The sequence below is a fragment of the Pseudoalteromonas piscicida genome, assembly GCF_002744175.1.
Taxonomy (GTDB): domain Bacteria; phylum Pseudomonadota; class Gammaproteobacteria; order Enterobacterales; family Alteromonadaceae; genus Pseudoalteromonas; species Pseudoalteromonas piscicida_B.
The window spans coordinates 1-6,559 of the sequence record NZ_NKHF01000019.1; the positions used below are offsets into that span (position 1 = coordinate 1).

General features: G+C 39.7%; 6 protein-coding genes and 1 pseudogene. 2 read left to right on the forward strand and 5 right to left on the reverse strand.

All coding sequences use genetic code 11. The features are described 5' to 3' along the window. The first annotated feature begins 144 nt into the window (after positions 1-144). Both CEX98_RS04030 and CEX98_RS04035 read left to right on the forward strand, forming a co-directional pair. Entirely contained in the window at positions 145-1,044 is a 900-nt protein-coding gene (locus CEX98_RS04030; RefSeq protein WP_099640840.1) for a LysR family transcriptional regulator, read from the forward strand. An 87-nt stretch (positions 1,045-1,131) separates the two neighbouring features. Continuing rightward, positions 1,132-1,365, forward strand: a complete 234-nt coding sequence (locus tag CEX98_RS04035) for a hypothetical protein (RefSeq protein ID WP_099640841.1) — start codon at positions 1,132-1,134, stop codon at positions 1,363-1,365. 367 nt (positions 1,366-1,732) lie between these two features. On the opposite strand, the gene CEX98_RS04040 is transcribed toward CEX98_RS04035, so the two are convergent. The 5 genes and pseudogenes from CEX98_RS04040 to CEX98_RS04060 all read right to left on the reverse strand — a co-directional run bounded on the left by CEX98_RS04040 (position 1,733) and on the right by CEX98_RS04060 (position 6,138). Next, positions 1,733-2,611 carry a helix-turn-helix domain-containing protein gene (locus CEX98_RS04040; protein ID WP_099640842.1) on the reverse strand — a complete coding sequence of 293 codons (879 nt, stop codon included), beginning with the start codon at positions 2,609-2,611 and terminating at the stop codon, positions 1,733-1,735. 44 nt (positions 2,612-2,655) lie between these two features. Next, positions 2,656-3,519, reverse strand: a complete 864-nt coding sequence (locus tag CEX98_RS04045) for a helix-turn-helix domain-containing protein (protein ID WP_099640843.1) — start codon at positions 3,517-3,519, stop codon at positions 2,656-2,658. A 224-nt stretch (positions 3,520-3,743) separates the two neighbouring features. Further along, the gene (locus tag CEX98_RS04050; protein WP_099640846.1) at positions 3,744-4,364 is read right to left on the reverse strand and encodes a hypothetical protein; all 621 of its coding nucleotides are present in this window, start codon (positions 4,362-4,364) and stop codon (positions 3,744-3,746) included. 352 nt (positions 4,365-4,716) lie between these two features. Then, positions 4,717-4,989 (reverse strand): annotated as a pseudogene (locus tag CEX98_RS04055) (helix-turn-helix domain-containing protein); the annotation flags it as partial. Positions 4,990-5,262: 273 nt separating this feature from the next. Then, positions 5,263-6,138 carry a helix-turn-helix domain-containing protein gene (locus tag CEX98_RS04060; RefSeq protein WP_099640845.1) on the reverse strand — a complete coding sequence of 292 codons (876 nt, stop codon included), beginning with the start codon at positions 6,136-6,138 and terminating at the stop codon, positions 5,263-5,265. Positions 6,139-6,559 lie beyond the last annotated feature (421 nt).

Here is a 6,559-nt window from a genome sequence, read left to right on the forward strand (position 1 = left end):
GACACCCACAGTAAATTCCGCAGATGCTTTTAACCTCTTCACCTCATACCTGCTCAGTGGCGACAATAGTAGATGATTTGCTCATACAGGAGAATTCGGATAAATTGGGAGGAGCAATCAGATTTCTTATGGCTTAAATGTTTTATGTCCCATCTCACTCAGTTAAAAACCTTTGTAGAAGTCTATCGCTGTAAAAATATCACGAAGGCAGCAGCCAATTTAGGCATGTCACAACCTGCGGTTACCGCGCACATACAAACGATGGAGTCTGTGGTTGGAAAGGCGCTGTTTGAGCGTCAAGCCAGAGGGGTAAAGCCTACCTCAACTGCGCATGATTTGGCGCTTCAAGTATCTGGTCATATTGATATTTTAGAACAAAAGGTCGCTTCTATTCGGGCACGCTCTAACGCTGTATTCGGCACCTTAAATATTGCCGGCCCTGCGGAATATTTGAGCTTTGTTTCTGGCCCGCAAATCGCAAACCTATTACAAGCTGGCAATATAAATGTGGTGTTACACATAGGCAATAAAGTCAATATATTCGATAACCTCATCAACGACACCGCTGATATTGCCATTGCTGCCTCTACTCCCGATCCAGCAACATTTGACTATGTTGTGTTAGATAAAGAACAGCTATGGCTGGTGATGAACCGCCTAGAGGGCAGAGAAATTCAAGACAGTGAGATCACAGCCGACCTACTTTCAAGCTATAATGTGGTAACATACGACCAAGACTTGCCACTAGTTCGGCAATATTTTGATCGCGTATTTAACGCAAGTTGTAGCTCAAATGTAATAGCAATTTGCCCTGACATTCGCGCCATTGCCAATATTATCCGCTCCGGAATAGGCTACTCTGTACTCCCCGATTACCTTTGTCGAGATCTTATAAGAGCTGGGGAGCTTATTCAGCTTGGTCCTGTAGGGCCAGAAAACAACATCTATTTAGTATGGAAAAAAGGTGCGCTCAAACACCCGCGAATAGCCTTTGCTAAAGACGTGATCTCCGCCTTTGCTAACATTAATTACCTGTCGAATTAAAAAGTTGTAAGAAAATTATTTTGCGCAGATTTCTGCAGTGACTTTCTGTTACTTTGGTGTAAATTAAAAGAAACGGCTGAAATAACAATGGACTATCAAAGCCAATATCGTGACTTAACTATTTACTACGACGCACTCAAAAAAGCGGCACAAAACAGTGCTGAAGTACCAGAGACCACAGAAAAATGGCTAGCATTAGTAGAAACAACGCTATTTGAACTGCAAGAGCTAGCACATATGGAAAAAGCTTATATGCAAAAATCAAGAACCATGAATAACCTAATTGAGTTAGTGTATTCCAGTGCCCCAAGCTTGGAGTAGCAACTAAGGGTTATTACTTTTGAGTTTTGCATAGAAGAGTGCAGTAACTGGCACTCTTTTTTTTCGCCAAAAACAACGTGAGATCTTGTTAACCTAAGGCTTGGATAAAAAATTATCTAACTCATTGTTTTTAAATTACATTAAATTATTTCATTATCTAGCCAGAGAGTTTTGGGGATAACTTAGCTCTCGCGTCCTGCTACGCTACCGCCCCGGTATCTACATCCTTGTAGGCAAGGCAAATTTACGCACCAATAACTGGGGCTGTTGCAAGTGAATTCAACGCAGTTAGCGCTAAAACTGGCTGCTAGAAAGCCAGTTATTATCTGAAATCAGGTCCAAAGCTCAGGTTTGTTACAGCGCTCACTTATTTTGAGCTATGACACAACGCTTTGACCGCTTGTGCCGTTTGGCTTCGGGCGACAGTACCGATATAAAGTACCGCGACACACAGCAACATAGGCACTGATTTTAAGTAAGCAAAATAGTCATAAAAAAAGGTTACTTCCCAGAACACCTTTGCGGTTTCTTCGTTTATACCCATTCTATCTAAGTTACGGAGAAAATTTTCCATCAAAGCCAGAAAGTCTACAAGAGCTAAAACAACTGCTAGGAAATACAGTGGCCCTTCAACATAATTTTTCTCAAAGACAGAAGCCGACTTTCCCCGAGTTATAATAATCGCTATCTTGATACGATGCTTGAGTAAAAAGAGCAACAATAAGCTTAGAGAAAACTGTATTGAGAAAGCAAATATATTCTCTATAAAGTAGCTCTCCACAACAGGAAAAATCGCTATGCGAAGCGTGTATATCGCTACAACTGAGAGAAAGTAAGGTACTACAAAACAAAGCGTCAACAGCTGACTATTTTTGTCTTTGTAAGCGTAAAAGAACAAGAAGATTAATAAAATCAATAAAGTGGACTCAAAAATAATAACGCCAAAAGCCGATCCCAAGATTAGCGTAAGAATACTGCCTTTATCCTTCATATTGTCTGGATACAGTCGTGAAAGCGCTTCGGTATCATCTAAAATATCGGCGAGTCTAACTCTGCAGAGGTCGGCAAACTTCATTAACGTGCCAAGCTTGAAGGAGCTAACACCATTAAGGTAGTTATCTAGCGTTCGCATACCAATCCCGAGGTGGCGGCATATATCTTCTCGCGACATCCCACGTTTATGCTTTAGGCCCTTTATTAGCAGCCCTATGCGTTGGCTTACTTCGTACTCTTCTGGCGTTTGCATCGCCTGCCATCTCCTTATTCCGTGATTTACTTATCGACTTATTACTACGCGCTTTGGAGCTGCTGCGTATTTCTTTTCCGTGCGAGTACTCCTGCATAGAGGAGTACTAAACTAAGCAATAATGGTACGGCCTTAAGGTACCTAAAGTAATCATAAAAAAAGGTTAGCTCCCAGAATATTTTAGCTTTTTCCTCATCCACTCCTAACCGATCTAGATTACGAATAAAGTTCTCCATTAACGCCAAAAAGTCTATAGCGACTAGCAGCGTAGCCAAAACGTAGAGAGGTGTTTCAATAAGGCTTTTTTCGAAAACAGCTGCCGATTTTCCGCGAGTAACCAATACCGAGAACATCAACCTGTACTTAAGCATAAAGAGTAGTAACAGACTTAATGATAGGTGTAGCGAATATGCGTATACGTTTTGCATATAATAGTTTTCAGCTGCTGGAAAAGCGACGTAGTTTAACCAGTAGCCACCGATATTGGTTAGCACGTAGACCACAACAAAGATAGCAACTATGCATTGATTATTTTTATCTTTATGTGAGTAGCAAAGCAGCAAAATTAGTAAAACTAAGAAAACGGATTCAAAGAGCATAACGGAAGCAAGAGAACCCAAAAGCAATGTTAGAACACTGCCTTTGTCCTTCATATTGTCTGGATACAGTCGTGAGAGCGCTTCAGTATCATCCAAAATATCGGCAAGCTTAACTCTGCATAGGTCGGCAAACTTCATTAACGTACCAAGCTTGAAGGAGCTAACACCATTAAGGTAGTTGTCTAGCGTTCGCATGCCAATCCCGAGGTGGCGACATATATCTTCTCGCGACATCCCGCGTTTATGCTTAAGGCCCTTTATTAGTAGTCCTATACGCTGGCTTACTTCGTACTCTTCTGGCGTTTGCATCGCCCCGTTTTTCCCTTTAACCAAACCACAAAATTAACCCAAACATTACATTTTGTTTAATACAAAGACAAGTAGATGTTCTAAATAGATGAGAGCAGCATAGGTATTGAGGTTGAAACATAACTAGGAGAATAAAATGCTCATGCTTTCTAACTGTGGCAGGTGTTTGCAATATAAAATTGAAACGCAGTATTCGAAAGCTACTGCGTTTACATAAGATTTAGCTAATTTTGGATTGGTTGTCTTTTAGTTCGAACAACCAAACCGACATACAAGAGTGTAATACATAGAAAAGTAGGTACTGCTTTAAGATATTCAAAATAGTCATAAAAAAACGTGACTTCCCAGAATATTTTAGCAGTCTCCTCATTAACTCCCATACGATCTAAGTTACGTAAAAAGTTTTCCATTAACGCCATAAAGTCTATAAACACAAGCACCATAACTAGAAAATATAGAGGCCCCTCTGCATAATTTTTTTCGAACACGGAAGCGGATTTTCCCCTAGTCAACAAAACAGCTATTGTCATTCGATGTTTTACTAAAAACAGCAATAGGAGATTGACCAGAAGTTGAAGTCCAAATGCATATATGTTTTCTACAAAGAAACTCTCTACTGCTGGAAAGATAAAGTACCTAGACCCAATTGCAACACAAACTTCTAATACAAAAACTGCTGCAAAAATCAATGTAAGCAATTGACTGTTTTCGTCTTTTCTTGAAAAGCAGGTCAGTAAAAAGAGCATAGCGCAGATGATCGATTCAAGTACACCAAACTTTATAACAGATGCAAATAGCAACGCTATAATACATGTTATCAACGATAAACTAAAAAGACTTCTCATAATAACAACCCTAACCACTAGAACTTTGTTTTGTAGCTTCGACTTGTTGATTTCTTGGACCTCCGCCTTTGACAGCAGTTGCGCCACATACCAATTTACACCTTGAATAACTAAGAACTTTGTTTATGAGCTTCTTTTGATTCGTTGGCGAAGTCAGGCTAAATAAACTTTTCATATATACTTACTCTCTAATTACTGGCTTCACTTAAACATCGTCTAGGAGTCAGGTTTAGTAGCTTCCACCTCTACACCCCTAGGAATCTCTCCTTTTGAAGTACCAATACCACCGTAAATCTGTTTACACAATGAACGACTAAGGGCTATTTTTATTGGCTTTTTCTGTGCAGCCTTCATTGTTCTTTTCCTCATTTTTTTCTCCATACAGGCCAGAGAGCTTATCTGTATCTTCTAAAATATCTGATAACTTTACTTTACAGATTTCAGCAAACCGAAGCAATGTTCCAAGCTTAAAGGAGCTGGAGCCATTTAAGTAGTTATCTAGGGTTCTATCACCCACACCTAGGCGTCGGCTAACCTCTTCTCGAGTCATCCCTTTTTTGCGTTTTAGCCCTCGTATCAATTTACCGATACGTTGGCTTACCTCAAATTCTTCTGGCGTCTGCATCGACCCACCATATCTCTCATTCACCCCAACCAAAGTTAACCAAAAGTTTACATCCAGTTAAAGATAAAGACAAGTAGATGACCGTACTATTTTTAGGTGCACATTCGCAGAATAACTCAAAATTAAAACAAACTTATCATTATATTTGAATTTTGGGTATCAATCGATTTAAGTAACTCTTTATAAAACAGTTAATTTGTTATTTAGCTGACCATAAAAAATCAATAATTAAAAACACACAGGCTTCTCTATTTTTATGGGGAAATCTTCACATTATTGTGTAGGCGCAGCATTTGCTTTATTAAAAACCTGCTGACGGCGCGCTGTTATTCCTGCGTATAAAACAAACATACAGAGCAGATAAGGCACGGCCTTAATATAAGCAAAGTAATTATAAATAAAGGCTAGCTCCCAAAATGGTTTGGCAACTTCTTCATTTATACCTAAACGCTCTAGGTTACGGATAAAGTTTTCCATCAATGCAGCAAAATCAATCAAAGCTAAAGTGCATGCGAGTGCATAAAGCGGCGCGTCTACTTGGTTCTTCTCAAAAATGCTGGCTGAATTCCCTTTGGTAAACCACGCACCTAAAAACATTCTGTATTTGATCATTAACACCAGCAGTAAACTCAGCAAAAGTTGAGTTGCAAAAGCATAGATATTTTCAATGTAATAGCTTTCAATAGCTGGGAAGACGACATAATTCAACCAATATGCAACAACGATTTCTAACGAAAAAGCAAATATAAAAATTGCAATAATGCTTTGGCTATTCTTGTCATTACGCGCATAAAACAATAACAAAATAAGAAAAGCAAATAAGGTAAATTCAAGCACCATAACGCCGACAAAATAGCCCGTAAATAACAAAAAGATATTGCCTTTGTCTTTAATATTCTCAGGATACAAGCGCTTCAGTGCCTTGGTATCATCCAAAATATCAGCCAACTTTACCTTGCAAAGATCCGCAAACTTTAACAAGGTCCCAAGTTTAAATGAGCTCACTCCGTTTAAGTAATTGTCTAACGTGCGCGAGCCTATACCTAAACGTTTACAGACATCCTCTCGGGTCATACCTCTGGTACGCTTTAACCCAAGTATCAACCTACCTATCCGCTGGCTTACCTCATATTCCTCTGGCGTTTGCATCTGTCCACCATTGTTTTACGTTAGCTCCCTTGAAATTAACCCAAACATTACATTTAGTTAAATATAAAGACAAGCTTATCACGATAAAGTGCAATGAAAAAATTACAAGATGCTTAATTAGCTCCTTTGTGCAGCAGATAGTGGCTCAACCTATCGAATGATTGAAGCATAGTCACTTGACTGCAGTTTCGATCCACGCGCCTGCGTGAGGCGCGACAAAAAAGATCGCTGGATAAACCAGCTCCTACAAACGGAGTGACGGTGATTTATCGTTTGGTGAAACAGCTCCTACAAACGGAGTGACGGTGATTTATCGTTTGGTGAAACAGCTCCTACAAACGGAGTGGCGGAGATTTATCGCTGGGTGGACCAGCTCCTACCAAACGGAGTGACGTAATTTATCGCTGGGTAAACCAGTTCC